Origin of the sequence: Spectribacter acetivorans (genome assembly GCF_031846305.1) — a bacterium.
GTDB lineage: Bacteria > Pseudomonadota > Gammaproteobacteria > Nevskiales > Salinisphaeraceae > Spectribacter > Spectribacter acetivorans.
The window spans coordinates 22,384-47,150 of sequence record NZ_JAVRHY010000005.1 but is presented as its reverse complement, the minus strand read 5'-3'; the positions used below and the strand labels follow the sequence as shown (position 1 = coordinate 47,150).

The following is a 24,767-nucleotide window of genomic DNA, read 5'->3' as shown; positions in this document are numbered from 1 at the left end:
CCGCCGGTTATGCTCGGCGGCATCGCCTGACCTGTCACGGGACTTTCAATGACGCGGATTACCCATGCCGGCCTTGCAGCGCTGGCACTGATGCTGGCCACCGCCGGCCATGCCCAGACCGAAGCCGGCAAGACCGATAACACCCTCGGCGCCGAAATGCTGGCCGAATGCGCCCAGCGCGTGCAGAACCTGCGCGAGGAGTCCGCGCGGCTCAACCGGGCGGCCGACGAGTTCGAGCAACGCCGTCAGGCGCTGGCCGAGCAACATGAGTCGGTCGACGGCGGCGACGGGGTGGAAGCCTCGGGGCGCCTGCTGGAATACAACAAGCAGGCCGAGGCCTTCAACGAGGATATCGCCGATTTCCGCGACGAGGTGATTGCGGTCAACGACACCAAGCAGTGGTACCACGATAACTGCGCGAACCGTGCCTACCGGCGCAGCGATCTCGAAGCGCTGCCGGCCGATCAGGCGGCCGCCATGCGGGCCGGGCTGGCGGACGTGGAAGTGCCCTATATCGAATGAGCCAGCCGGGGGTAATCTGGCCTTTTACGGTGCCGATCTGCTAGTTTCACGGTCGATTTTGCCCCGCCACAAGGGAAAACATGCCCATGCGCTACGCTCTTTTCGATCTGCAACGCGAGTGCCTGAAGCCCGCCACGGCCGTGCTGTCGATGGCGGAACACGCCGCCCGCTCGCGGGCCTATCCGCTGGCCCGGACGCCGGTCGGCCGGCTGCAGGCGGCGACGTTCGAATCCACCCGGCGCCTGTTGCAGAGCTATCCCAAGCAGCCGTGGGCCTATGACGATGTCGAGGTGGACGGCGAGCGCCACACCGTTCGCGAGACCGTGGTCGCGCGCAAACCCTTCGCCAATCTGCTGCGCTTCCGGCGCGACGGTCTGCCCGACGATGCGCCCAAGGTGCTGTTCGTGGCGGCGGTCTCCGGCCACCATGCCACCCTGTCGCGGGAAACCTACGAGGCCTTCCTGCCGGATCACGACGTCTACGTCACCGACTGGCTGGACGCCAAGCACGTGCCCGCCAGCGAGGGCCGGTTCGGGCTGGAGGAATACACCGATTACCTGATCGAGTTCCTCGAGGGCCTGGGCCCGGAGACGCACCTGTTCGCCATCTGCCAGGCCGCGGTGCCGGCGATGGTGGCCACCGCCGCCATGTGCCGCGACCGCAATCCCTGCCGGCCGCGCAGCCTGCTGATGATGGCCGGGCCGATCGATATCCGCGTGAATCCCAACGACATGCTCAAGAAGTGCGAGCAGGTCAACATGCCGCTGCTCAAGGCCTCGCTGATCCACCGCGTGCCGGCGCGCTTCGCCGGCGCCGGCCGGCGGGTCTACCCCGGCGCGCTGCAGCTGACCGGCTTCATGTCGATGAACCCCAAGCTGCACCTGACCAAGCACTGGGAATTCTTCCGCAACGTGGCATCCGGCAACGAGGCGGCGGCGGCCAAGCACCGCGAGTTCTACGACGAGTATTTCTCGCTGCTGGACACCACCGAGGAGTTCTACATCGAAACGCTCGAGCGGGTGTTCATCGATCAGCACCTGCCCAAGGGCTGCATGCAGTATCGCGGCCGCACGGTCACCGGGGAGTCGATCCGCGACGTGCCGATCATGACCATGGAGGGCGCGCTCGACGACATGGTCGCGATCGGCCAGTGCAGCGCCGCACTCGACCTGTGCCCGAACCTGCCGGATGCGGACAAGCATGCCTACGTGCAGCAGGGCGTGGGCCACTACGGCATCTTCAAGGGCCAGCTCTACCGCGAGGAAACGGCGCCCGAGGCCAAGGCCTTCATCGAGCGCCACAAGACGCCGCGCAAGAAAACCAACTGACGCCTGAATGTCGGTCGCCGGCCTACCCGTTCGCAGGGGGCCGGCGGCGGGCAGCAGCGGCTAAGGTCGGGAACGCCCCGCGAGAGGGCGCACGAAGACCATACAGATGACGCGAATCATCGGAGGAGAGAACCCATGGGTCGACTGGACGGCAAGGTCGCGCTGATTACCGGCGGGGCACGAGGGCTGGGCGCGGAAGGCGCGCAGGCCATGGCGCGGGAAGGGGCGAAGGTCCTGATTACCGACATCCTGGACGACGTCGGCGAGCAGACCGCCCAGGGCATCCGCGATGCCGGCGGTCAGGCCAGCTATGCCCATCAGGACACCACCGACGAATCGCACTGGCCGACGGCCATCCGTGCCGCGGTGGATACGTTCGGCGGTCTCGACATTCTGGTGAACAACGCCGGCATCGAAATCGTCAAGACGCTGGCCGACACCACCATGGAAGACCTGCAGCGCATCTCGGCGATCAACGAGCACGGCGTCTACATGGGCATCAAGTACGCCGTGGACCCGATGACCGAGCGCGGTGGCGGCTCCATCATCAACCTGTCCTCGGTGGCCGGCATGCAGGGCTTTCTGGGCCTGACCGCCTACTGCATGAGCAAGGGGGCGGTACGTCTGCTGACCAAGGCTGCGGCGGTGGAACTGGCCCGCATGGGCACCAAGATCCGCGTCAACTCGGTGCACCCGGGCGTGATCCAGACCACCATGGGCCAGCGCCTGTTCGAGCGCTACGTCGACTACGGTCTGGCCGAGGACTACGCCGATGCCGAGGCCAAGTTCACGGAGCGCCACTCCATCGGCCGCCTCGGCCGCCCCGAGGACGTGGCCAATCTGTTCGTGTTCCTGGCCTCGGACGAATCCTCGTTCATCACCGGCGAGGAACACGTGATCGACGGCGGTCTGACCTCCGACTGATTCCCCGGCGCCCGCGCGCCGGCTCCATTCTTCGACGCTATCGGAATTCCCATGAAAGCAGTACGCCTGAGCAACCCGGCCAGCCTCGACAATCTGGCGGTGGTGGACATCGACAAGCCCAGCCCGCAGGCCGGCCAGATCCTGGTCAAGGCCCGCGCCAGTTCGCTGAACTTCCACGACTATCTGGTGGTCACCGGCGGCCTGCCGGTGGACGACGGCCGCATTCCGATGTCCGACGTCGCCGGCGAAGTGGTGGAAGTGGGCGCCGGCGTGCGGGAATTCACCGTCGGCGACACCGTGATCGGCACCTTCTTCCCCACCTGGCTGTCCGGCGAACCGACTCTGGCCCAGACCTGGGGCTGCATCCCCGGCGATTCCATGGACGGCTATGCCGCGGAATTCGTCTGCGGGGCGGAAACCTCGTTCACCCACGCCCCGGCCGGCTACACGATGGAAGAGGCCGCGACCCTGCCCTGCGCCGCAGTCACCGCCTGGCGGGCCCTGTTCGCCGAGGGCGAGCTGCGCCCCGGCGAAACAGTGCTGGTCCAGGGCACGGGCGGTGTTTCCATCTTCGCCCTGCAACTGGCCAACGCGGCCGGCGCCACGGTCATCGCCACCTCGTCGTCCGACGAGAAGCTGGACCGGGTGAAGGCGATGGGCGCCGACCATCTGATCAACTACAAGACCACGCCGGAATGGGGCAAGGCCGCGGCCGCCCTGTGCCCGCGCGGCGGCGTGGATCACATCATCGAGGTGGGCGGCCCGGGCACCATGACCCAGTCGATTGCCGCGGCACGCGTGGGCGGCCACATCTCGCTGATCGGCGTGCTCACCGGCATGGCCGGCGAAATTCCCACCGCTGCGATGATGATGCATCAGCTCAAGGTGAAGGGCATTACCGTGGGCACCCGCGAACATCAGCAACAACTGGTCCGCGCGCTGGACAACACCGGCATCAAGCCGGTGATCGACAGCAGCTTCGGCCTGGACGAGATCGCCGACGCCTTCCGGCATCAGGCATCGCAGAAGCACTTCGGCAAGATCTGCCTGAGTTACTAGCGCTCGCGTGTCGCCCCGGGACCCGCCGGGTCCCGGGGTTCAGCTACCCAGCGGCGAGGCGATCGTGCGCAGGAAGTGGCCGGCCAGTCCCGGCTCCATCACCAGCGCGAACAGCACCCCGTAACCCCCGCCCCGGAGATGGGCGCTGTGATTGATGCCGTCGGCACCCTGGCGGGAGGCGTAGACGCTGTAACCCACGTAAAGCGCAGCGAAAACGATCGCCGGCAGCGGCACGAAGAACACGAACAGCAGCGACCAGGGCGCCAGCAGGATGTAGGCGAACAACACCGCCGACACCGCCCCTGAGGCCCCCAGGCTGCGATAGTTCGGATCCCGGGCGTGCCGTAACCAGCTGGGCAGCATCGCCACCACGATGGCCGACACATAGAACAGCGCGTACCCCGGCGCCCCGATGTAGCGGGTGAAGAACGGCTCCATCGCCCGGCCGAAGAAGTACAGCGTCACCATGTTGAACAGCAGATGCGCGCCATCGGCGTGCACGAACCCGTGGGTGACGAAGCGGTGCCACTGACCGCGCCCGATCGCCGGCGGCCAGAACAGCATGTCGCCGAGCAGCTTGCGGTTGCTGAACGCCGGAATCGACACCGCGCAAGTCACCGCAATCAGCAGCAGCGTGACCAGCGGCTCCTGGCTCGGCCCTACCGGCATGGCCGGCTCATTCGGGTCGCGCCATGCGGAACAGGTTCTCGGCGTCGATGCCGAAATAGTCTGCGGGCCCGCCGGCGCGCAGGATGGGCCGCGCCGCCGCGGTGTCGTAGATGCCATCGACGATCAGCATGCGGTCAATGTGCACCCCCACGACCTCGCCGAACACCATCCAGGTATCCACCGCCGCACCGTCCGACCCCTGCAATTGCAGCACCTGAGTACGTCGGCACTCGAAGGCCACCGGCGCCTCCGCCACCCGGGGCGCCGACACTACCCGCGACGGCACCGCAGTGAGCCCGACAAGCTCGAACTCGTCCACGCTGGCATCCACCCCAGCGGCGCTGGCATTCATCGCCTCGGCAAGTTCACGGGTGGCCAGATGCCAGACGAAATCACCGGTCGCTTCAATGTTGTTCAAACTGTCCTTGCGGCCGACGCTGGCGAACCCGATGATCGGCGGGGTGTAATTGAACGCATTGAAGAAACTGTAGGGCGCCAGATTGCGCGTCCCGTCACTCGCCAGGCTAGACACCCAGCCGATCGGCCGCGGCGCGATGATGGCATTGAACGGGTTGTGGGCCAGGCCGTGGCCGGCGGCGGGTTCGTAGAAGTACAAGTCTTCGCTCATCGCGCATCAGGCCGCATTTTGCCAGATTCCATTTATCAACTGATTGATAATATTTGTATTTCCGCCCCACACAAGGTAACCAATTGCGGAAACATTCAGACTTGCCGTGACCCAGAAGATCACTTGGAATTCTTGCTTGCTAGATTTATGGCGTAAAAAGCGCTGCGCCGCCAACCCACCAGGCCAGCCGCCAGCCAGGGCCATTAGATGGAGGGTCGATTCTGACGTCCGCCATTTGCCGAGACGCGCAGAAGATTTATCCCAACTATAGACAAAAAAGGTCATGACACTTACTGAAAGATAAGCAAGCACCACTAACCAGGATATGCGGCCCAGGCAAGCAGCGAATATAATAAAAACTACGAAAAATAACGCAAATACTATCGGCAAAGGGCCAGTCTTCGGTTTCTTTTCCAACTGTTGCGGGGGCCGGGAGCGAGCTGAGTACCGAACTTTTTCGGCTCGCGATTTACCGTTCCTGCCCTTGGCGATTTCGTAGGAAACGATATCCCCGACTTGCGGTCTTCGTGACCTTCCAGAAAACGCTCTAACGTGGACAAAAACAGAGCTTTCGTCTCCATGCCATGAGATAAAGCCGAAGCCCCTTTCATCATTCCACTGCGTGATTGTTCCCTGTAAACGCATTCGACTTCGGCCAAAGCCTCAATCCCGGAAATTATCGAACTGCAACGGCAGTTCCTGCTCGGATTTCTTCAGCATGGCCATGGCCGCCTGCAGGTCATCGCGCTTCTTGCCGGTGACGCGGATCTTGTCCTCCTGGATCTGGGCGCTGACCTTGAGCTTGGACTTCTTCAGTTCGGCGATGATGCGCTTGGCCGCCGCCTGCTCGATGCCCTGCTTGAAGGTCACCGTGCGGCGCACACCGGCCAGGTTGGACTGCGTGTCGCCCAGTTCCAGACTGCGCAGGTCGATGCCCCGGGCGGGCAGGCGCTGGCGCAGGATGTCGTGCATCTGATCCAGCTGGAATTCGCTGGGGGCGTGCTCGGTCAGGACCTGCTTGTCCCAGTCGAAACCGGCATCCACGCCCTTGAAGTCGAACCGGTTGCCCAGCTCGCGGTTGGCCTGGTCCACGGCGTTGGTGAGTTCGTGGACATCCACTTCGGAGACGATATCGAAAGAGGGCATGGCACTCGGCATGGCGAACGGGATGAGCCATTATAGAGGCCTGCCCCTTCCGTTGCCGACGCCGCATTCATGGCTCGATTCCCCCGCCGGCCGGCGCGTTGCGGCCACCTCGCGACAGTCCTGGCCACCGCCCTCGTCGTGCTCGGCCTGCCGTTGACCGGCCATGCTGAGCCGGCCGGTTTCCAGCCGGGCGTTCACTTCCGCGCGCTCGATCCCCCGATGGCCACCCGCTCGGGCGACCGCATCGAGGTACTGGATTTCTTTGCCTACAGCTGTCGGCACTGCTACATCTTCGAGCCCATTCTCGCCCAATGGGCGCGGGGGCTGCCCGATGACGTGGTGCTCAGGCGCGTGCCTCTGACCACCGGGCCCGGCGGCGACCTGCACGTCCGGCTGTTCTACACCGTCGAGGCGCTGGGGGTGATCGACCGCCTGCACACGAACATTTTCGAAGCGGTGCTGCGCCAGGGCCGGCCGCTGCAGACGCGGGCCGACATTCGCGCCTTTCTGGTCGAGCACGGCGTGGACGGCGATGACTTCGACCGGGTGTTCGACAGCCCGACCATCGACAAGCGCATCAACGCCGCCTTCCTGATCAGCCAGGGCTACGGCGTGCGCACCACGCCCACGATGGGAGTGGACGGCCACTACTTCGCCGACCCGGTGCCGGCCCGGACCTACCAGCGTTTTCTGCAGGTGATCGATTTCCTGGTACAGCGGCGGCGCGACGCCGGCTCATAGCGGGTGCGGATCGAGGTCGACATCGGCCACGCGACGCCCGTGCAGCACCACCGACCCGGCATAGCGCCGTTCGCCGCGCACGTAGAACTCGAAGCCATAGGTCCGGCGCAGCGTGGCGCGGCCCCGCCGGTCGCGGCCCGGGCGCAGGGCGCGCAGATGAATTTCGTCGATATACATCACCTCGGCCTCGGCGCAGGCGCGGCGGGCAGCATCGCGCGCCCGTGCCCGCGCCCCCAGCGCACTCCACCAGGCCAGCCCCAGCAGGGCGAAACCCAGCAGCCAGAGCAGGTTGTTCACGGGGCGGTTTCCATGTCGTATTCCACCGGCCCAGTATGGCGGTCCACCCGCCGCCGGGGGTAGCCGCCGGCCGAATCCCCGGGCAGAATCCGGGTTGGCCCGGTCCCTTCACGTCCCCGCAATGTCCCTGAAGCCGCTCGGCGTCCTGCTGCTCACCCTTGTTGCATTCACGGCTCACGGCGAGGCCCTCACGCGCGATACCGACCGCCTGCACCTGGCCTCCGTGCACGCCGCCGTGGTGGACCTGGACGAAGGCGTGATGCTCTACGCCAAGCACGCCGACCGCCCGGTGCCCATCGCCTCGGTCACCAAGCTGATGACGGCGCTGGTGGTGCTGGAATCAGGCGCCGATCTGGACGAATCACTGACCGTGATCGAGCGCGACCGCGAAGCCGCCAACAACGCCTATTCCCGCATCCGGCCGGGCTCCACCATGGCCCGCGGCGAGCTGCTGCGGCTGGCGCTGATGAGCTCGGAGAACCGCGCCGCCTACAACCTGGCCCACCATCATCCCGGCGGATTCGACGCCTTCGTGGCGGCCATGAACCGCAAGGCCGAGACGCTGGAGATGCACCGGTCGCGGTTCGTCGACCCCACCGGCCTGTCGCCCGGCAACCGTGCCACCGCCGCCGATCTGATCCGCCTGCTGACGGCGGCGCTCGCGCGCGACGAAATCCGCGACTACACCCAGACCGGCAGTTACACCGCCCGCTTCGGCAACCCGGCCTACACGCTGCCCTACGGCAACACCAATCCGCTGGTGCGCCGCGCGGACTGGGACGTACTGGTCAGCAAGACCGGGTACCTCGATGAGGCCGGCCGCTGCCTGGCCACGGTGGTGCGGGTGGATGGCCGCCGCTATGGCGTGGTGGTGCTCAATGCCTTCGGCAAGCTCACGCCGATCGGCGACATCGGCCGCATCCGCCGCTGGCTGGTCGAGGGCGAGGGTGGCCGCGTGGCGGGACCGGCGCTGGCCTATGAACGCCGCCGGACCGCGCCGCTGGAAGCCGATCTGCCGCGGGTGGTGCGCATGCCGAGCGACGGCGACACTGCCACCGCCGCCCTGACCCGCTAGCCGGTTCCGGCAATCAGCCGATAGGCGCGCAGGCGCGCCTCGTGGTCGTGGATGTTGGAGACCACCATCAGTTCGTCGGCCCCGGACTCGGCCATCATGGTGTCGAGGCGCTCGCGTACCTGTTGCGGATCCCCCACCACGTGCCGCTGGCGATTCTCCGCGATCAGCTCGCGGTCGCCTTCGGTGTAGTCGTAATCCATGGCCTCTTCCGGCGTGGGCAGCGGCTGGAAGTCGCCCTTGTTGAGCCGCAGCCAGGCCAGATCGAAGCTGGCGGCCAGGTACTCGGCCTCGTCCTCGGTGGGCGCGCAGATCACCGACACCCCGAGAATGGCATGCGGCTCGGGAAATTCGTCCGAGGGCTGGAAGGCCTCGCGATAGCGGGTTATGGCCGGCCCCGGCGGGGTGGCGCTGAAGTGGCTGGCGAAGCTGTAGCCCATGCCGGCGCCGCCCGCGGCCGCCGCACTGGCGCCGCTGGAACCCAGAATCCAGATCGGCGGCAGGCCGACATCGTTGGGCATCACCTTGACCCCGTTGATGGGGTGCATGCGCGGCAGGGTCCCGCGCGATAGCGACAGCATCTGGTTGAACAGGTCGCCGAAGCGTTCCGGCGACTCGGCCCCCAGCGCCTTCGAGGCCCGCGCGTCCGAGCCCGGGGCGCGGCCGATGCCCAGGTCCATGCGGCCAGGGTAGAGCGCTTCCATGGTGTGGAACAGCTCCGCCACCCGCAGCGGCTTGTGGTTGGGCAGCATGATCCCGCCCGGGCCCACACGGATGCGATCGGTGCGGGCGGCCACGTGGGCCAGGATCGGCTCCGGCGCCGGACTGGCCAGGCTGGGCATGCTGTGGTGCTCGGAAATCCAGTAGCGCACATAGCCGAGTTCCTCGGCCAGTTGTGCCAGATCGACGCTGCGGCGCACCGCCAGCGAGGCCGGCGTGCCGCTGGCCACCGGAATCAGGTCGAGAACGGACAGGGGATAACGCATCAATCGGTCTCAGGGTCGGAAATTTCCAGCGCGGCCAGCCGCGCCTCCAGCGTCGCCACCCGGGCTTCCAGGGTTGCCACCCGGTCGTCGAGATCGCCGCCGGGCCGTACGACGGGCGCCGGGCGTTCGTCGTCGTCGGGCGCCGCCCGGCCCAGCGGGGCGGCGGGGGCATCGGCATCCATGTCGGCCCCGGAGCCCAGCGTGTGGGCGTACCGGCATTCGCGCTTGCCCGGCTCGCGCGCCAGTCGCCGCACCAGCGGCCCGGCCGGATCGGCGGCCATGTCATCCAGCGTCGCTTCCACCGCCGCGACGCTGTCGAACGCGAACAGCCGCTGGGCACGCGTGCGCAGCTCTCCCGAGGTTTGCGGGCCACGCAGGAACAACAGAGCCAGCAGCGCCATGGCCTCGGGCGACAGCGCCAGCGGCGTGCCCGGCCCGCCGGCCAGCCGGTGTTCGTACTTGCTGACCCGGCCGCCGTAGCCGGAGGCCATGCGTACCAGATTCTTGCGGGTCAGCGCCCCGAGGGTGGCGCGGACGTCGCCCTCGCTCAGCGCCATCACCGGGTCGCGGGCGCTTTTCTGGTTGCAGGCGTTGACCACCGCGTTGACCGACAGCGGATACTGCTCCGGCGTGGTCACCGCCTTTTCCACCAGACTGCCGAGCACCCGCTGCTCAACCGTATCCAGTTCCAATTCCATGCCGGACTCCTCGCCCAGAGCAAAGACGCGCAGTGTAACGCCCGTCAGCGCAGCACGCGGTCGAGGAAATCGATCCCGGCGTCCACCGCGCCGCGGTCGGCCAGGAACAGCGCCACGTGACCGAGCCCGCGGACCAGGTACAGCTCGGCCGGCACGCCGGCGGCATCCAGCGCGGCCTTCATGTCCTCGGCATGATCCGGCGGCACCAGCATGTCCAGCCCGCCGTGATACAGGAATACCGGCGGCGCCTGCTCGTGAATGTGGGTGACGGGCGACGCCCGGGCGTAGATGTCGGGCCCGTCTTCCCGTGAGGTGCCGAGAAACTGCGGTACCAACGTACCGCCCTCGAACTTGCGCAGATCGGTGGGCGTGCCGCCGGCCACCACCGCCTGCAGGCGCGTATCCGGCCCGCCGTGGGGCTGATCCAGCTCGTCGCCCGCCTCGATCATGCCCAGCAGCGCCACCAGATGGGCCCCGGCGGAATAGCCCATGCCGCCGATACGGGCCGGGTCCAGCGACAGCCGGTCAGCGTTGTCCCGCAGCCAGCGCAGCGCCATCTGCAGATCGTGAATCTGGCCGGGGAAGACGGTGTCCGGGGCGAACCGATAACCCACGTTGAACACCACGAATCCGCGACGGGCCAGGCGTTCGGCGATATCAGCCATGTCGTCCGGCTCGCCCCGAGCCCAGCCGCCGCCGTGCACCAGCAGCACCCCGGGGAAGGGGCCCGCGCCGGCGGGGCGGTAGAGATCGCCGCGCAGACGCTCGGGCCAGTCGTCGCCGACGTAGGCAACGTTTTCCTGAAGCCGGAAATCCCGGGTCTGCGGCGCCGGCTGGGCCTCGCCCGCCACCCGGCCGCTGTGACTGACACAGCCCCCCAGGAGCAGGGCGGCGAGCAGTGCCGCTGCTGCCGGCCGGACCCGGATCACGGCTGCGACCCGGCGGGCGCGGTCATGCCGCGCGCTTCCAGACGCTCGGCAAGCGCTTCCACCCGCTCGCGATTCACCTGGAAATCGTAGTAGCCGACGCGGGCGCTGGAACGCACCTGGATGCGCCCGGCGTCGGGTTCCAGCAGCAGTTCCAGATCATCGGTGTAGAACCGCCAGGGGCTGATCACTTCGGCATGCAGATAGCGGTCGTCGGCCGTGACGATGGTAGTACGCGGCATGCCGGCCACCGCCTCGCGCACCGCCGGCCAGGCCTGATCCGCCGGCTGCTGCAGCCGCAGGGCGGGCACGCGCTTGTCGGGATCGTTGGCCTGGCTGCTCACGCAGCGCGGGGCGGCGGGGCAGTCGGTCAGCCCGCCGTCGACCAGGCCGGTGCTGCGTTCGGTCATGCTGGCGCAGCCGGCCGCGAGGCTAGCCAGAGGCAGGAAGATCAGGAATCGGAACATGGGAAATGCCTCGAGTTGTGGTCAGTCTGCGGCGGCGTCGCGCCAGGCAGCGGGCACCGTCGCCAGCGTCGGATAATCGAGTTGTCGCCGCAGCTCGTCGGGCAGCAGAAACGGCGTGTGCCGCTGGTCCGCGGGCAGCCCCCGCAGCTCGGGCAGCCAGTGACCGACGAATGCCGCGTCGGGATCATAGCGCCGGGCCTGCCAGAGGACATCGAACCCGCGGTCGCGGCGGTCGGTGCCCACCCCTGCCACGCTGGCCCAGTTGCCCCAGTTGCTGGCGACGTCGTAATCCACCAGACGGCTCTCGAACCAGGCCGCCCCGCGGCGCCAGTCCTGCCCCAGATCGCGGGCGAAGAAACTGGCGGCGTTCTGGCGCCCCCGGTTGGACATGTAGCCGGTAGCGGCCAGCTCGCGCATGTTGGCGTCGACGAACGGCATGCCGGTGCGGCCCTCGCGCCAGGCCGCGAAGCGATCGTCATCGCGGGCACGCGGCCGGTCCTGCCGGTTCAGAATGCCGGCCCGCCGGAACAGCCGGCCGCCGTAGGCGCGCAGAATCCAGCGAAAGAACTCCCGCCACAGTAGTTCGAAGCCCAGCCAGTAGGTGGACTCGTTGGCCACGACCTCGCGCTCGAAGCGGTGGATTTCTGCCATCAGCTGCCGCGGGGAGAGGCAGCCCAGCGCCAGCCAGGGCGAGAATCGGGAGGAAAAATCCGGTCCCAGAAGCCCGTTGCGGGTCTGCTTGTAGTCGGCCAGGGCCTCCGTGTCCCAAAAATAATGCCGGACCCGCGCCAGCCCGGCGCTCTCGCCGCCGGTGTAGGGGCAGCCCGCCGCCGGCCAGTCGGATGACGCCGGCAGCGCGTCCGGCCAGCCCGTCAGTCCCGGCGGGGGCGGCGGCAGGCGGGTGGGCGCGGGGATTGGCGCGCCGGGACGGCAGTAGCCCTCCACCTTGCGGCGAAAGCGGCTGAAACCGGGCGGCACGTCATCCGGCGCGAACGGCAGTTCGGCAGCCTCGTACAACCCGTTCGCCTCGTGGCAGTCGAGCATGCCGGCCGGCAGGGCGCGCGCCACGGCGGCGACCTGGTCGCGTTCTTCCGGGGCAATTTCGAAGGTGGTCGTGACCCGCTCGGCACCCAGGGTGGCCGCCAGTCGCGGCAGGAGATCGGACGGGTCGCCCTGCAATACCAGCAGCCGGCCGCCGCACGCCGCCAGACGTTCCCGCATATCGGTCAGCGACTCGCGCAGGAATGCCCGCCGGTGCGGACCCAGACGAGGCTGGCCGTCCGCGTCCCGCGCCTCATGGCGGGCGTCGATGCAATAGACCGCCAGCCAGTGATCGGCGCCGGCGGCCGCGGCGGTCAGTGCCGGATTGTCGTCCAGCCGCAGGTCATTCTTGATCCAGTAGATCGCCGTGGTCATGCGCCGGTGCGACCCTGGCGCTTGCAGCGCTGGCTGCAGTAACGCACCGCCTCCCAGTGACGAGCCCACTTGCGGCGCCAGGCAAACGGCCGGCCGCAGCCGGCGCAGACTCTCTCCGGCAGATCGCCCTTGCGGCGCATGCGTGGCATCAGCCCGCCACCCAGTGCAGGACCAGGGCGGTGACGCCACCGGCGATGGTCACCACCCCCAAGGCCAGCCCGGCGATGCCGGCCCGGCGGCGCCAGCGGGCGCGGCGGCCGGCACGGTGCAGCGCGGCCACTTCAGCCTCGGGAAGCAGGTCCACGTCCCAGTGGGTGGTCTGGCGGTTCTTGGCTTCATTCAGCCAAACGCGGGCCTTGCGGCGGGAGGTCTCGGGCGGATCGGATTCGGGCATAGGCTTGTGTACGTGGGGACGCGATCGCGGATGCGCGGGGAGAATGTCACGGGCCTGTCACGCCGTGGGTCATACTCGGGGCTTGCCATTGTTTCATCCGGAGACCCGACATGAATATCGACATGTACAGCGCTTCGATTCCGGTTTTCGACCGCTTCCTGGCCAACCTGTCCGGGCTGCTCGACAAGGCGGAGGCCCACGCCGAATCACAGGATATGGCCGACACCAAGTACGTGGTCAGCCGTCTTTACGCGGACATGGCGCCACTGTCATCCAACGTCCAGTTCGCCTGCGACACCGCCCGCCGCTGCGCGGCGCGTCTGGCGGGCGAGGACCCGGGCAGCGAAGCCGACGACGAAGCCACCCTGGACGAGCTGCGGGCCCGCATCCGCCGAACCCGCGATTACCTGGCAGGCGTGGATGCGGATCGTATCCGCGGTACCGAGGACAAGACCGTGCTGCTGGAAACCCCGATGGTCACCATGGAATTCACCGGCCATGACTACCTGCTGAATTTCGCGCTGCCCAACTTCTTCTTCCACGTCAGCATCAGCCACGGCATCCTGCGCCAGCAGGGCGTGCCCATCGGCAAAATGGATTTCATGGGCGCCGCCTGACATCCGACCCGGCCCTGACGGCGTATCCAGACCGGGAATCCACGAGGGAGTTGACGTGCCAGACACGGGCCCGTCGCGCGTGCCGCTGCGGCCGAATCGCCTGATCATGCCGGTGTTCTTCGCCGCCAGCGTAATCCTGTGGATGCTGGCCCCGGACCCGGTGCTGGGGGCGCTCACACCGGTGGTGGGCACGCTGGCGGTGATCTGCGCCGGGCTCAATCTGGCGCGGGTCACGTGGATCGTCTACGGCTTTTCCCGCCGCCATCGTGCCGCGTTGCAGCGGCTGGCGGGCCCCGACTGGCGCCAGTTGAACCGGTCGATGGGCCTGATGGTGCTGGTTCTGCTGGCCACCACCGCCATGGCCGCCGGGTTCTACGTGATGGCCACCACCCTGCTGGAACAGCCCGCGAACATGGCCAGCCAGTCCCGCGTGCTGTGGTTGCTGACCGCGGGCGGTCTGGCGCTGGCCATGGCTTTCGGCGAACTGGTCACGCACCTGGTGGCAGTGGTCGACCACACCCTGAAGACACTGTCAGCGCCCGCGGACTAGTCACTCACCGCGCGGCAGCGCCGCGCGCGCCTCGGCCTCCCGCTGCCTGGCCCGCGCCAGGGTGTCTTCCTGCTCGGCAATGCGGCGATCCATGCGTTCGCGACGTTCGCGCAATGTCTCGATGTCCTGCTGCTGCAGGCGCCGATCCTCTGCCTCCGCCTGCTGCCGCGAGACGGGGCTCTGCCAGCGATCCTGGAAGATCACCTGGCCGTCGGTGGTCTTGAGCGCGTTGACGAACACGAAGGCGTGGCGGTCCTCGCCGGCGCGGAAGTCACTGCCGGTGAACGCCAGCCCGACCCCCGGCCGGCCGTTGAGGCCGATGCGAATCTCGTCATGCTCGCCCGGGTCCAGACCACGGCCGCCGAAATCCGCGTACAGGCTGCGATCCTCATAGTAGCGCTGCTCCTGCGGATGCCAGACCACCACATGCACGTCGGCGGACGACAGCTTGTGGCCGCTGTAATTGATCACGTCGGCGAGCACCGTGTCCTCCGGCGTGCCGATGTTTCCCGTGCGCGTGACCAGCCGGGTATTGTCGAAGGACACCAGCTTGTTCTCCGCGGTGAAGGATTCGCGGCGAATGCGCTGCTCCCAGTCGCCGGCCGCGTCGGCCGCTTTGGCGGCGGCCCGGTCGGCATCCAGCGATTGCTCGGCGCGCCGGATTTCGTCGGTGAGACGCTCGCGATCACCCTTCATGATGGTGAGACGATCCGCCGCCAGCTTGCGGGCCTTTTCGGCGTCGTCGAGTGCCTGCAGGGCCTCGGCGCGACGGGCATCCGCGGCATCCATGGCGGCAACGCTGTCGAACCCGCGCCGCTCGGCCTCCGCACGGCGCTCGGCCGCCTCGTCCGCCCGGGCCTGCGCCAGCCGCTCGGCCACTGCCTCGCCGGCCGCTGCCGCGGTGGCATCGCCGGCCAGCCCCCAGTCGAGCAGGAACGGACGATCGTCACGCGTCAGGCGGTATTCCAGCGGCCCGCGGATTTCCAGCGGGGCCAGTTCCGTGCCCGTGGCCCTGGCCCGTTGCCTCAGGTAGTCGGCCGCGCGGACCAGGCCGACGGTATCCATCCCGGAGGCCCGCGCAAACGCCTCGCGCGCCGCCGACCGGGCGAACGGGTAGCCGGTCTGCAATACCGGCAGCACGTCCCGCAGCTCGCCGCGCACCACCAGCGTGGCGCGACACACGCGCACGCCGTCCCGGATGCCCTGATCGGCCGGCTCGAGGATTTCCACCGTCGCCCAGGCCGGTTCGGCGCCGGCGAAGCGGGTGTCCCGATGCATCTGATCCACCACCAGCGGATCGGCGCAGGGGCCGGGCCCGGAGCCGCTGCAGCCACCCACCGCCAGCAGGACCGGCGCCAGCGCCAGCCACCAGCCGCGCCGGGGTTCAGTAATGCGGGGGCGGACCATCATCCGGGCTCGCATCCTGGTCGTCCTGCAGCGCCCGCAGTCGCTCGGCCAGCTGCCGGCAGAAGGCTTCCAGCTCGCCCACGCGGGTCTGCTGGGCGTGCAGCGTGTCTTCCAGCGTGCGCAGCAGATCCTCCTGCCAGGCCAGCCGGATTTCCAGATCGGTGAGTCGCGCATCACTCATGGCGGCATTCTGCCCGCTTCGGCAATGATCGGCATTCATTCAGGTCCGGTTCAGCCATGCGCGCGCATCCTGTGTCGCGTCGGCCGGGTTCCTCCCTGTCCGGTCCGACACGAAGCGGTTCCTGTCCGTTTCATTGTTCTCTCCTCGCTCGGCCGGCCCGTTATCGGGTCGGCCTTTTTTATGACGGCGGCGTTTCGCCTATGATCACCGCATGGTCCCGAACCAAACCCGAGGTTCCCCCCGCATCATGCCAATGTCGATGATCCGTCGCGCCGCCCTGATCGTCTGCCTGGCGGCGTTCAGCCCGGGCGCGACCGCCCAGAGCGAATCCTACGAGTCCGGCGCCGACGCCTTTGCCGCCGGGGACTATGACACGGCCATGGCGCAGTGGCGTCCACTGGCCGAGGAAGGCAACGCCGCCGCCCAGTACAACCTGGGCCTGGTGTTCGCCAACGGGTTCGGCGTGATGCGCAATGCCGGCACCGCTCGCGAGTGGTATCGAAAATCCGCCGAACAGGGTTACGCCCGCGCCCAGCACAATCTCGGTGTGCTGCTGCAGAACGGCGAGACCGGCGAACCCGACTACACCGCCGCCGCCCGCTGGTACCGCGAGGCAGCCGAGCAGGGCGAGGCCGCTGCCCAGAACAACCTGGCCATGCTCTACGTGCAGGGCCTCGGGGTGGAGGAGGACCGCGCCCGCGCCGCCCGGCTGGCCGCGGAAGCCGCCCGTCAGGACAACGAGTCGGCCCGGCGCAATCTCCCGCGGCTGCTGGAGGGGCTGCCGGCCGCCACCATCAAGGGCAGCAAGGTGAACGTGCGCACCGGCCCCGGCACCGATCATGACAAGCTGCTGCAGACCGACAAGGGCGCGCAGGTGCACATTCTCGCCACCGAGGGCGAGTGGAAGGAGATCATCTTCACCGACGGCTACGCGATCGGCTGGATTGCGGAGTTCCTGCTCGATACCGAGGGGGAAGACTAGCCCCGCCGACCCGTGCCTAATTACTGAACCAGGCCACCTGATAGGGCGCCAGCGCCACCTCGCGGATGGTGGCCGGCATCGATCGGCCCGCCACCAGATCCCACCAGCGATTGGCTTCCGGCAGCACCGACGTGCTGAGGCGGACCTCACGGTCGGTGAGGTTGTGCACGGCCAGCAGGGTCTGGCGACCGTCCAGGCTCTGCCGCTCCACCACGAACAGATGATCCCCCAGATCCACGATGCGCTGCGCAGCATCCGGGTGAAATGCCGGCTGCGCCGCCCGCGTGTCCAGCAGATGGCGCATGCCGCGGAAGATGCGTGCCGGCTCGCCTTCGCCGTCCAGCTTCGCGGCCAGTTCGGCATGGTCCCAGCGGCGGCGGTTGATGGATCGATAGCGGCCGCTGGCCTCCACCCCGCGCCGATCGTTGGGCGTGCCGACCAGGCTGTGAAAATACACCCCCGGTACGCCGCGCAGTGACAGCGCGACGGCCTGCGAACACAGGAAACGCGCGGCCGCATGGCCGTCGTCCCCGGCCAGCGCGCTGACATAGGCGATATTCAGTTCGTAGGGATGATGGACGCCGTCGTTGCCGGCCCGGGTGGACACGAAACCGCCACGCTCGCGCACCGTCGCCACCAGCGCGTCCCGCTGTGCGTCATCCAGGATGTTCTCCACCGCGCGCACGCCGATGCCGTCGTGCGAGGCGGTGAAGTTGAAGAAGTGGCACCCCGGCGGCAGCGCCGGCAGCGACGCCGCCCACTCGCGCAGGGCCGCGCCGTCGCCGGTCAGCAGCGTGTGCAGGAGCAGCGGCGGCAGGGCGAACTGATAGGCCAGATGCGCCTCATCGCCGTCGGTGAGATAGCTGATGTTTTCCCGGTGCGGCACGTTGGTTTCGGTCACCAGCAGCACCTGCGGGGCATAGCCGGCCAGCAGGGCCCGCAGGAACTTGATCACCCGGTGGGTTTCCGGCAGATGGATGCAGGGCGTGCCGATCCGCTTCCAGAGAAAGGCCACGGCATCCAGCCGCAGCAGCCGGGCGCCGGCCGCCACATAGCCGAAGATGATGTCCACGAACTCGGCCAGCACCGCCGGATTGGCGAAATCCAGATCGATCTGGTCCTCGCTGAAGGTGGCCCACAGGTGGCGGGTGCCGCGGGCGGTGGGCACCTCGGCCAGCAGCGGGGTGCTGCGCGGGCGCACCACCGCGCGCAGGTCGGTGGCCGGGTCCACCTCGATGAAGTAATCCCGCCCCGGGTCGGCGTCGGCCAGATAGTTGGCGAACCACTGGCTGCCCCGCGAGATGTGGTTGAGCACCAGATCGAACATCAGCTCGCGTTCGGCGGCCAGCGCGCGCACGTCCGACCAGTCACCCAGATTGCGGTCGACCGCGCGGTAGTCGATCACCGCGAAGCCGTCATCCGAGGAATAGGGATAGAACGGCAGCACATGCACCGCCGGCAGCACGTCCGGCACCCGCTCGCGCAGGAAGCGACGGAGGGTGGCCAGCGGCACCTCGCCCGGGGCCTGCACCATGTCGCCGTAGGTGATCAGCACCGCCAGGCTCTGGTCGACCGGGCGACCGGGGCCCGCGTCGCCGGCCGGCAGGCCGTGCTTCTGGGCACTGGCGCTGGCCCGGTCCATAATCAGGGCCGCGCCGCGCCCGCCGTACAGCGGCGTCAGCCAGTCGAGCAGCGTGGCCGTGTCGGGCCGCGGAGGCATTTCGGTCGTTGGAGGCACGCGTGGATTATCGCCGTATCAAGTCCTTCCTGCATCTCATGAAGGCATGATCCGGGCCATTCGCAACGGCCTGCTGGTCGGCCTCATCGGGCTACTGGTCATCGCGCTGGCGGCCCCGATCGTGGTGGGTTTCTATCTCGAACGCGAGCACGAGCGCCTGATCGGCAACATCAACCTGCCCGGCATGTGGCGGCTGGCGCCGGCCGGCTTCGATCGCGGGCTGTTCCGGTCGGACCTGCGCCTGCGGCTGGTGGCTGCGGACTGCGTGGCGCCCGGGTGTGACGGGCCGGTGCTGGATCTGACCATTCATCACGGCCCGGTTCCGTTCACCGCCCCGGCGGCCAGCGGCGCGCGCCTGCAACCCGCCGCCGGCGTCATCACGGGACAGTTGCCGGTGACGGTCCTGCTCGACGCCCGCCGCCTGCAACCCACGCCGCCGCCGCTGACGCTTTACGCGCGAGCCGGCCTCGACGGCGACACCGACCTGCGCGCCGCGCTGCCGGCGCTGAGCCTGCGCGTGCCCGACGGGGATGGCGCGGCCCGGCTGGAAACCGATGCGTTCGAGGCCACCGGCGCAATCACCGGCCCCGACCGGGCCCTGACCGTGCGCGCCATGCTGCCGCGATTCTCGCTGGTGGCCGAACGCGGTGGGCAGATCGGCTTTCGCGATCTGGTTGTCGAGATCAGCGCCGGGCGCGATCCCGATGGCAGACCGGCGGGCTACCGGCTGCAGCTCGAGGACCTGCAACTGGCCACCCCCGGCGGCGACGGCGCCGCCCTGGAGGGGCTGCGCCTGGCCGCCCATGCCCGGGCCGGCGGCGAGAACTTCGATCTGCGCATTTCGCGCATCGCGGCCCGGGGCGAGGACTACGGCCCGGTGCTGGCCGAGGGCCGACTGACCACCACGGACGGCCCGACCCGCCTGCCGGAACTGGCGGCCCGGGTGACGCTGGCACCGGCGCCGTGGGCGCGGCTGGTCCGGGCCGGCCCGACGCTGACGCTGGACCGCCTGCTGCTGGGCGCCCCCGACGGCGACATCCGTCTGGAAGGCGAGATCGGCGCCCGGCCGGATGCCGAGCCTGCGCAGGCCCTGCAGGGCGACATGCGTCTGCAGCTGCCGGTCGCCACCATGCGCAACATTACCGCCGCGGTGATGCGCCACCGGCATCCGGATCAGCCGCCACCGACCCCCGAGCGGGTGGAGGGCGCCATCAATGAATGGCTCGCCCGCGGCTTCATCGCCTATACCGAGCCGGACCACGCCTACGTGATCCACGCCGCCCTGGACGGCGACGACATCCGCGTGAATCAACGCACCCTGGAGAACTGGCAGGTGCTCATCGACGAACTGGACATGCCGGAACCCGCGCCGGCACGTTAGAATTCCGGATTACGCATCACCGCCGGCTGCACGGCCGGGACGGCATTCCGCATGAGCAATACCAACGAATTCGACGTCATTATCGTCGGCGGGGGACACGCCGGCACCGAAGCCGCGCTGGCCGCGGCGCGCCAGGGCGTGCGCACCCTGCTGCTGACCGACAACATCGAAACCGTGGGGCAGATGTCCTGCAACCCGGCCATCGGCGGCATCGGCAAGGGGCATCTGGTCAAGGAAATCGACGCGCTGGGCGGCGTCATGGCCCGGGCCGCGGACCGGGCCGGCATCCAGTTCCGCACCCTCAACGCCCGCAAGGGCCCGGCGGTGCGCGCCACCCGCGCCCAGGCCGACCGCATGCTCTACAAGTACGCGGTGCGCGAGGCGGTCGAGCATCAGCCGAATCTGGCCCTGTTCCAGCAGTCGGTGGACGACCTGATCGTGACCGACGGCCGTGTGGCCGGCGTGGTCACCCGCATGGGGCTGCGCTTCGCCGCGCGGGCGGTGGTGCTCACGGTGGGCACCTTCCTGGGCGGGCGCATCCACGTGGGCACCAGCCAGTTCGGCGGCGGGCGCGCCGGCGATGCGCCCTCGAATGCGCTGGCCGAGCGGTTGCGCGATCTGCCCTTCGACGTGGGTCGGCTCAAGACCGGGACGCCCCCGCGCATCGACGGCCGCAGCGTGGATTTCAGCCGCCTGGCCGAACAGCCCGGCGACGAGCCCGCCCCGGTGTTCTCGTATCTGGGCTCGCGGTCGGAGCATCCCCGGCAGGTGCCCTGCCACATCGCCCACACCAACCCGGCCACCCACGACCTGATCCGCGAGCGGCTGCACGAGTCGGCCATCTATTCGGGCGAGATCGATAGCGTGGGCCCGCGCTATTGCCCCTCGATCGAGGACAAGATCGTGCGCTTCGCCGACAAGGCCAGCCACCAGATCTTCGTCGAGCCGGAGGGCCTGAACACCACCGAGCTCTACCCCAACGGCATTTCCACCAGCCTCGGCTTCGACACCCAGCTGGCGCTGGTACGCTCGATCGACGGTTTCGAAAACGCCCACATCACCCGGCCCGGCTACGCCATCGAGTACGACTACTTCGACCCGCGCGGCCTGCAGGCGAGCCTGGAGACCCGACATCTGCCCGGGCTCTACTTCGCCGGCCAGATCAACGGCACCACCGGCTACGAGGAGGCCGCCGCCCAGGGCCTGCTGGCGGGGGGCAATGCCGCGCTGGCGGTGCGCGGGCTCGAGCCCTGGTGGCCGCGCCGGGACCAGGCCTATCTGGGCGTGCTGGTGGACGACCTGATCACCCGCGGCACGCTCGAGCCCTATCGCATGTTCACCTCCCGCGCCGAACACCGCCTGCTGTTGCGCGAGGACAACGCCGACCTGCGCCTGACCCCGACCGGCCGCGATCTGGGGCTGGTGGATGACCACCGCTGGCAGGCGTTCGAGACCAAGCGTGAGGCCGTGACCCGCGAACAGCAGCGCCTGGCCGACCTGGTGGTGCGGCCGGACGACGTGACCGACGACGCGCTGACCGAACGCCTGGGCGGCCGGCTCAAGGAGGCCTGCAAGGCCGTCGAGCTGCTGCGCCGGCCGAACCTCGGCTATGCCGACCTCCGCGGCCTGCCGGCGGTGGCCGAACAGGCCGTCGACCCGGTAGTGGCAGAACAGGTGGAAATCCAGGCCAAGTATGCCGGCTACATCGAACGCCAGAACGCGGAGATCGACCGCAACCGGCGTCACGAGGACACGCGCCTGCCGGACGGGCTGGATTACGCCGCGGTGGCCGGGCTGTCCAGCGAAATCCGCGAGAAGCTGGCGCAGCAACGGCCGGCCACGCTGGGCCAGGCGGCACGCATCCCCGGGGTGACGCCGGCGGCGGTATCACTGCTGCTGGTGCATCTCAGGAAGGGCGAGCGCGTATATCGGGAAAGCGCCTGACAGGCGACGCGGGGCCGTTCGCCCGCTTTCGCTTTTGCTGTAATCTCGGAAGCGTTTTCCAGCGAGGAGAGTGACTGTGCGAGTCCTTCTGACGGCACTGGGTGTGGGGCTTCTGCTTGCCGGTTGCGGCCAGGGCGGCAGCGGCGAGTCGGATTCCTTCCCGGTCAAGATCAAGCCCGAAATCCTGGACGACGGCACCGGTGTCCTGCGCAAGGGCAACGGCGCCGAACCCGGGACGCTGGATCCACACAAGGCCCAGGGCGTGCCCGCGGCCAACATCCTGCGCGACATCTACGAGGGGCTGATCTCGGAGGAACCCGACGGCACCATCGAGCCGGGCGGCGCCGAAAGCTGGGAGATCAGCGAGGACCGCAAGACCTACACCTTCAAGCTGCGCGAGGACGCGGTGTGGTCGAACGGCGAGCCGGTCCGGGCCGAGGACTACGCCTATGGCCTGCGGCGCACCGTCGACCCGGCCACCGGGTCGGTCTACGCCAGCATCCTGGCGCCGATCGAGAACGCCGAAGCGATCATTGCCGGTGACAAGGCCCCGGACACCCTGGGCGTGACCGCGGTCGACGAATTCAAGCTGGAAATCCGCCTCAAGGCGCCGACCCCCTACTTCCTGGGTCTGCTGACCCACAGCACCACCTACCCGCTCTACCGGCCGGCGGTGGAGGAACACGGCGACCAGTTTACCCAGCCGGGCAATGCGGTCACCAACGGCGCCTATCTGCTCAAGGAATGGGTGGTCGCGTCCGAGATCGTGCTCGAGGCCAATCCGGACTACTGGGATGCCGATAACGTCGGCGTCGGCCGGGTGGAGTATTACCCGATCGAGAACACCTCGTCCGAGCTCAAGCGCTACCAGGCCGGGGAACTGGACTGGACCGGCTCGGTGCCGATCCCGCAACTGGAGACGGTGCGCACGCACGTCCCGGATCAGCTCAAGACCAAGCCCAGCCTGTCCAATTACTACTACGGCCTGAACGTCACCCGCGAACCGTTCCAGGATTCCCCCGAACTGCGCCAGGCCCTGTCGATGGCGATCGACCGCGAGGTGATCGTGGAGAAGATCACCCGCGGCAACGAGATTCCCGCCTACCAGTGGGTGCCGCCGGTGGTGAGCGACTACCAGGGCGCCAAACTGGCCTACGCCGACATGCCGCAGGAACAGCGCAATGCCCGCGCCCGTGAGCTGTATGCGGAAGCCGGCTATGGCGAGGACAATCCGCTGACGGTGGAGATCCGCTACAACACACTCGAGGCGCACAAGAAGATCGCCTCGGTGATCGCCAGCATGTGGCAGAACGTGCTGGGGGTGGACGTGGAGCTGGTCAACGAGGAATGGAAGGTGTTTCTCCAGAACGTGTCCGAGCGCCGGGTGACGGAAGTGTTCCGCGCCGGCTGGGTGGGGGACTACGACGACCCCTACACCTTCCTGGAGTTGCTGCATTCGGATTTCGGCATCAACGGGGCCGGCTACAGCAACCCCGAATACGACGCCCTGCTGAACAAGGCCTCGCGCATGCCCGGCGGCGAGCAGCGCCAGTCGGTGCTGCGGGAGGCCGAGGCGATGCTGCTGGCCGACCATCCGGTGATCCCGGTGTTCTTCGGCACCAGCAAGGCGCTGATCAAACCGTATGTAAAGGGCTATGTGGGCAATCCCATGAGCCACTACTACAGCAAGGATTTCCGCATCGAGCCCGCCGACGACAGCCCGGCCCAATGAGCCGGGTTCGCCGCCCCCGCCCAAACTAGGAGCCGATGCCGTGCTGGCCTACGCCGTTCGCCGCATTGCGGGGGTGGTACCCACCCTGCTGATACTGCTGACCCTGGCGTTCGTGCTGATCCGCTCGGCGCCCGGCGGGCCCTTCGACGCCGAAAAGCAGCTGCCGCCACAGATCGAGGCCAACCTGCAGGCCAAGTATCATCTGGACGAGCCGCTCTACCAGCAGTACGCACGCTACGTGTGGGACGTGCTGCATTTCGATTTCGGTCCCTCGTTCCAGTACAAGGACCTGACTGTCACCCAGCTGATCACGGACGCCTTCCCGGTATCGCTGAAGCTGGGCGCGGCGTCACTGCTGTTCGCTCTGCTGTTCGGGGTGCCGCTGGGCGTGCTGGCGGCCCTGCGGCAGAACAGCGCCACGGACTACGGGCTGATGACGCTGGCGATGGTGGGTATCTCGATTCCCAATTTCGTGCTGGCGCCGCTGCTGATCCTGCTACTGGCGGTATACAACGACTGGCTGCCGGCCGGGGGCCTGGGCGGGCCCAGCCACTTCGTGATTCCGGTGCTGGCGCTGGGCACCGCGATGATGGCCTATGTCGCACGGCTGACCCGCGGCTCGATGATCGAGGTCCTGCGCTCCGATTTCATCCGCACCGCCCGGGCCAAGGGCCTGACCGCCCGTCGCGTGCTGTTCGTGCACGCCCTGCCGGCCGGGCTGACGCCGGTGGTGTCGTTCATGGGACCGGCCACCGCCGGCATCATCACCGGCTCGGTGGTGATCGAGACCATCTTCGGCATTCCCGGCCTGGGCCGCTTCATCGTGCAGGGCGCCACCAACCGCGACTACACCCTGGTGCTGGGCGTGGTGCTGTTCTACGGCATGCTGATCATCCTGTTCAATCTGCTGGTCGACCTGGTCTACGCCTGGCTCGACCCCCGCGTGAGCTACTGAGGGCCGC

General features: G+C 68.2%; 28 protein-coding genes. 13 read left to right on the top strand and 15 right to left on the bottom strand.

What is annotated here, in order from left to right; translation table 11 throughout:
- The first annotated feature begins 48 nt into the window (after positions 1 to 48).
- The 4 genes from RM531_RS06890 to RM531_RS06875 all read left to right on the top strand — a co-directional run bounded on the left by RM531_RS06890 (position 49) and on the right by RM531_RS06875 (position 3,833).
- Complete coding sequence (locus RM531_RS06890) at positions 49 to 522, top strand: hypothetical protein (protein WP_311658271.1); 474 nt, start codon at positions 49 to 51, stop codon at positions 520 to 522.
- Between the two features lie 86 nt (positions 523 to 608).
- Entirely contained in the window at positions 609 to 1,850 is a 1,242-nt protein-coding gene (gene phaZ, locus RM531_RS06885; protein WP_311658270.1) for a polyhydroxyalkanoate depolymerase, read from the top strand.
- A 135-nt stretch (positions 1,851 to 1,985) separates the two neighbouring features.
- Positions 1,986 to 2,774: a glucose 1-dehydrogenase gene (locus tag RM531_RS06880; RefSeq protein WP_311658269.1), complete on the top strand. Its 789-nt coding sequence runs from the start codon at positions 1,986 to 1,988 to the stop codon at positions 2,772 to 2,774.
- A 51-nt stretch (positions 2,775 to 2,825) separates the two neighbouring features.
- The gene (locus RM531_RS06875; RefSeq protein WP_311658268.1) at positions 2,826 to 3,833 is read left to right on the top strand and encodes a zinc-dependent alcohol dehydrogenase family protein; all 1,008 of its coding nucleotides are present in this window, start codon (positions 2,826 to 2,828) and stop codon (positions 3,831 to 3,833) included.
- Positions 3,834 to 3,872: 39 nt separating this feature from the next.
- On the opposite strand, the gene RM531_RS06870 is transcribed toward RM531_RS06875, so the two are convergent.
- The 4 genes from RM531_RS06870 to RM531_RS06855 are packed head-to-tail and all read right to left on the bottom strand — an operon-like array spanning position 3,873 to position 6,276.
- A complete protein-coding gene (locus tag RM531_RS06870; protein ID WP_311658267.1) occupies positions 3,873 to 4,502 on the bottom strand; it encodes a rhomboid family intramembrane serine protease in 630 nt (209 codons plus the stop codon).
- 7 nt (positions 4,503 to 4,509) lie between these two features.
- Positions 4,510 to 5,130, bottom strand: a complete 621-nt coding sequence (locus tag RM531_RS06865; protein ID WP_311658266.1) for a flavin reductase family protein — start codon at positions 5,128 to 5,130, stop codon at positions 4,510 to 4,512.
- A gap of 6 nt (positions 5,131 to 5,136) precedes the next feature.
- Positions 5,137 to 5,775, bottom strand: coding sequence for a DUF1294 domain-containing protein (locus tag RM531_RS06860; protein ID WP_311658265.1), 639 nt, complete (start codon positions 5,773 to 5,775; stop codon positions 5,137 to 5,139).
- An 18-nt stretch (positions 5,776 to 5,793) separates the two neighbouring features.
- Entirely contained in the window at positions 5,794 to 6,276 is a 483-nt protein-coding gene (locus RM531_RS06855; protein ID WP_311651146.1) for a YajQ family cyclic di-GMP-binding protein, read from the bottom strand.
- A gap of 69 nt (positions 6,277 to 6,345) precedes the next feature.
- Here RM531_RS06855 and RM531_RS06850 point away from each other — a divergent pair, with 69 nt between their 5' ends.
- Complete coding sequence (locus RM531_RS06850) at positions 6,346 to 7,017, top strand: thiol:disulfide interchange protein DsbA/DsbL (protein ID WP_311658264.1); 672 nt, start codon at positions 6,346 to 6,348, stop codon at positions 7,015 to 7,017.
- On the opposite strand, the gene RM531_RS06845 is transcribed toward RM531_RS06850, so the two are convergent.
- On the bottom strand, positions 7,012 to 7,314 hold the full coding sequence (locus RM531_RS06845) for a DUF3301 domain-containing protein (RefSeq protein ID WP_311651148.1): 303 nt from the start codon (positions 7,312 to 7,314) through the stop codon (positions 7,012 to 7,014). The two genes, RM531_RS06850 and RM531_RS06845, sit on opposite strands and share 6 nt — an antisense overlap.
- 121 nt (positions 7,315 to 7,435) lie before the next feature.
- Between RM531_RS06845 and pbpG the strand changes: the two genes are divergently transcribed.
- Positions 7,436 to 8,389, top strand: coding sequence for a D-alanyl-D-alanine endopeptidase (pbpG, locus tag RM531_RS06840; RefSeq protein WP_311658263.1), 954 nt, complete (start codon positions 7,436 to 7,438; stop codon positions 8,387 to 8,389).
- Here pbpG and RM531_RS06835 read toward each other — a convergent pair.
- From RM531_RS06835 to RM531_RS06805, 7 genes are read right to left on the bottom strand one after another with little or no spacing between them, the layout of a single operon-like run.
- Positions 8,386 to 9,372 (bottom strand): LLM class flavin-dependent oxidoreductase, encoded by a 987-nt coding sequence (locus RM531_RS06835; RefSeq protein ID WP_311651150.1) that lies wholly within the window; start codon positions 9,370 to 9,372, stop codon positions 8,386 to 8,388. The genes pbpG and RM531_RS06835 overlap by 4 nt on opposite strands.
- On the bottom strand, positions 9,372 to 10,070 hold the full coding sequence (locus RM531_RS06830; RefSeq protein ID WP_311658262.1) for a YceH family protein: 699 nt from the start codon (positions 10,068 to 10,070) through the stop codon (positions 9,372 to 9,374). Before RM531_RS06830 ends, RM531_RS06835 begins: the two co-directional genes overlap by 1 nt.
- Positions 10,071 to 10,114: 44 nt before the next feature.
- Entirely contained in the window at positions 10,115 to 10,999 is an 885-nt protein-coding gene (locus RM531_RS06825; RefSeq protein WP_311658261.1) for an alpha/beta hydrolase fold domain-containing protein, read from the bottom strand.
- A complete protein-coding gene (locus RM531_RS06820; protein WP_311658260.1) occupies positions 10,996 to 11,463 on the bottom strand; it encodes a DUF1499 domain-containing protein in 468 nt (155 codons plus the stop codon). The genes RM531_RS06825 and RM531_RS06820 overlap by 4 nt, the downstream gene beginning before the upstream one ends.
- A 21-nt stretch (positions 11,464 to 11,484) precedes the next feature.
- Positions 11,485 to 12,879: a DASH family cryptochrome gene (locus RM531_RS06815; protein WP_311658259.1), complete on the bottom strand. Its 1,395-nt coding sequence runs from the start codon at positions 12,877 to 12,879 to the stop codon at positions 11,485 to 11,487.
- A complete protein-coding gene (locus RM531_RS06810; protein WP_311658258.1) occupies positions 12,876 to 13,028 on the bottom strand; it encodes a DUF2256 domain-containing protein in 153 nt (50 codons plus the stop codon). Before RM531_RS06810 ends, RM531_RS06815 begins: the two co-directional genes overlap by 4 nt.
- A complete protein-coding gene (locus RM531_RS06805; protein ID WP_311658257.1) occupies positions 13,028 to 13,273 on the bottom strand; it encodes a hypothetical protein in 246 nt (81 codons plus the stop codon). Before RM531_RS06805 ends, RM531_RS06810 begins: the two co-directional genes overlap by 1 nt.
- Before the next feature lie 110 nt (positions 13,274 to 13,383).
- Here RM531_RS06805 and RM531_RS06800 point away from each other — a divergent pair, with 110 nt between their 5' ends.
- Together RM531_RS06800 and RM531_RS06795 are read left to right on the top strand one after the other, a co-directional pair.
- Entirely contained in the window at positions 13,384 to 13,890 is a 507-nt protein-coding gene (locus tag RM531_RS06800; RefSeq protein ID WP_311658256.1) for a DUF1993 domain-containing protein, read from the top strand.
- 55 nt (positions 13,891 to 13,945) lie between these two features.
- A complete protein-coding gene (locus tag RM531_RS06795) occupies positions 13,946 to 14,440 on the top strand; it encodes a hypothetical protein (protein WP_311658255.1) in 495 nt (164 codons plus the stop codon).
- On the opposite strand, the gene RM531_RS06790 is transcribed toward RM531_RS06795, so the two are convergent.
- Together RM531_RS06790 and RM531_RS06785 are read right to left on the bottom strand one after the other, a co-directional pair.
- Positions 14,441 to 15,850 (bottom strand): hypothetical protein, encoded by a 1,410-nt coding sequence (locus tag RM531_RS06790; protein WP_311658254.1) that lies wholly within the window; start codon positions 15,848 to 15,850, stop codon positions 14,441 to 14,443. It abuts the gene before it with no gap.
- A complete protein-coding gene (locus RM531_RS06785; RefSeq protein WP_311658253.1) occupies positions 15,825 to 16,028 on the bottom strand; it encodes a SlyX family protein in 204 nt (67 codons plus the stop codon). The genes RM531_RS06790 and RM531_RS06785 overlap by 26 nt, the downstream gene beginning before the upstream one ends.
- Before the next feature lie 247 nt (positions 16,029 to 16,275).
- Between RM531_RS06785 and RM531_RS06780 the strand changes: the two genes are divergently transcribed.
- The gene (locus RM531_RS06780) at positions 16,276 to 17,010 is read left to right on the top strand and encodes an SH3 domain-containing protein (RefSeq protein WP_311658252.1); all 735 of its coding nucleotides are present in this window, start codon (positions 16,276 to 16,278) and stop codon (positions 17,008 to 17,010) included.
- Between the two features lie 16 nt (positions 17,011 to 17,026).
- Here the strand turns inward: RM531_RS06780 and RM531_RS06775 are convergent, their stop codons facing one another.
- A complete protein-coding gene (locus tag RM531_RS06775) occupies positions 17,027 to 18,748 on the bottom strand; it encodes a sugar phosphorylase (RefSeq protein WP_311658251.1) in 1,722 nt (573 codons plus the stop codon).
- Positions 18,749 to 18,794: 46 nt separating this feature from the next.
- Here RM531_RS06775 and RM531_RS06770 point away from each other — a divergent pair, with 46 nt between their 5' ends.
- The 4 genes from RM531_RS06770 to oppB all read left to right on the top strand — a co-directional run bounded on the left by RM531_RS06770 (position 18,795) and on the right by oppB (position 24,760).
- A complete protein-coding gene (locus tag RM531_RS06770; protein ID WP_311658250.1) occupies positions 18,795 to 20,129 on the top strand; it encodes a DUF945 family protein in 1,335 nt (444 codons plus the stop codon).
- A gap of 51 nt (positions 20,130 to 20,180) precedes the next feature.
- The gene (gene mnmG, locus RM531_RS06765; protein WP_311658249.1) at positions 20,181 to 22,073 is read left to right on the top strand and encodes a tRNA uridine-5-carboxymethylaminomethyl(34) synthesis enzyme MnmG; all 1,893 of its coding nucleotides are present in this window, start codon (positions 20,181 to 20,183) and stop codon (positions 22,071 to 22,073) included.
- Positions 22,074 to 22,149: 76 nt separating this feature from the next.
- Entirely contained in the window at positions 22,150 to 23,805 is a 1,656-nt protein-coding gene (locus RM531_RS06760) for a peptide ABC transporter substrate-binding protein (RefSeq protein WP_311658248.1), read from the top strand.
- 40 nt (positions 23,806 to 23,845) lie between these two features.
- Positions 23,846 to 24,760, top strand: coding sequence for an oligopeptide ABC transporter permease OppB (gene oppB / locus RM531_RS06755; RefSeq protein WP_311658247.1), 915 nt, complete (start codon positions 23,846 to 23,848; stop codon positions 24,758 to 24,760).
- Positions 24,761 to 24,767: the final 7 nt, after the last annotated feature.